Source organism: Pseudomonadota bacterium (assembly GCA_010028905.1).
In the GTDB taxonomy this organism is placed as follows: Bacteria; Vulcanimicrobiota; Xenobia; order RGZZ01; family RGZZ01; genus RGZZ01.
Genome location: RGZZ01000915.1, coordinates 1 through 1,079, shown reverse-complemented (window position 1 = coordinate 1,079; position 1,079 = coordinate 1). Strand labels below are relative to the sequence as shown.

Here is a 1,079-nt window from a genome sequence, read left to right as displayed (position 1 = left end):
AGTTCATGCGCGACCACTGGGAGCACACGCCGCTCGTGTCTCGTGCGGGGCGCGAGTGGAACCACGCGCTCATGCGGTTGCCCGACGTGGGAAAGATGATCGGCGCCTGGCCCATCAGGTTCTTCAAGAACCACGGGACTGCCGCCATGCACAAGCCAGCGAGTGGCTTCCTCGCTGACTACCGGTGGGAGCGAGGCGCGGAGGTGCCGACGAACGCGGTGGACATCGCGATGGAGGAGCAGCGCACGTTCGTGATGCATAACCTCGAGGTGTACTGGCCGCCCATTGGCCGTCTCATCCACAGCATCGTGCGCTACTTCCACGCGTACACGCAGACCAACCTGTACATCTCACCGCCGTACCTGACCGAGGCTACTGGTCCGCACCAGGACGCGCACTCGGTGTTCATCGTGCAGACGCACGGAGCGAAGCGCTGGTGCGTGCACGCGCCGCGCGCGCCGCTCACCCTCAAGCCGCTGCAGCGCGGCAAGAACGGCGACGTCATCGACCCCCTCTCACGGCGCGCCGTCACCGACGCCGTCGACGTCATGGGCCCCCCACTCCTCAACATCACGATGCGCCCCGGCCGTGTGCTCTACATCCCCCGCGGCTTCTTCCACCACACGTCGACCGACCCAGCGATGCTCGCTGCGGACGACGTCATCAACGGGCGTGTGGTGCCTCAATATGACGAACCTCAATATTACGAGGAGCACCACGAGATCGATTTCGGGCAGCCGTCGATGGCGCTCACCCTCTCGATCCTATCGGAAGACGTCTGGTCCACGTGGCTCATGCTGCTCGGGGAGGCGCTGCAGGAGCTGCCACCGCCGCCGCCGGGCGAGGCCGACGGCACGCAGCTCCTCGAGGCGATCCGGCGCCTGGCAGCACGCACGGTGGGCACTGAAGGTGACGCGGGCGCTCGGTTACGAGAGGCGCTGCCTCGCGTCATCGTGGGCGCGTGTGAGCGCTCCGAGCGCGCCGTCTTCACGGACCCAGGGCAGGAGGGCTGGCGCCGGTATGCTGTCGGGCTGCTGGCCGATGCCGCCGAGGAGGACGGCAAATCGCGCTTCCCGACG

At 67.3% G+C, this 1,079-nt stretch carries 1 protein-coding gene; it reads left to right on the top strand.

Annotation, left to right across the window (positions count from 1 at the left end; all coding sequences use genetic code 11):
- Positions 1 to 5: 5 nt before the first annotated feature.
- On the top strand, positions 6 to 1,079 hold a 1,074-nt coding region (locus tag EB084_26335), incomplete at its 3' end, for a hypothetical protein (protein ID NDD31781.1).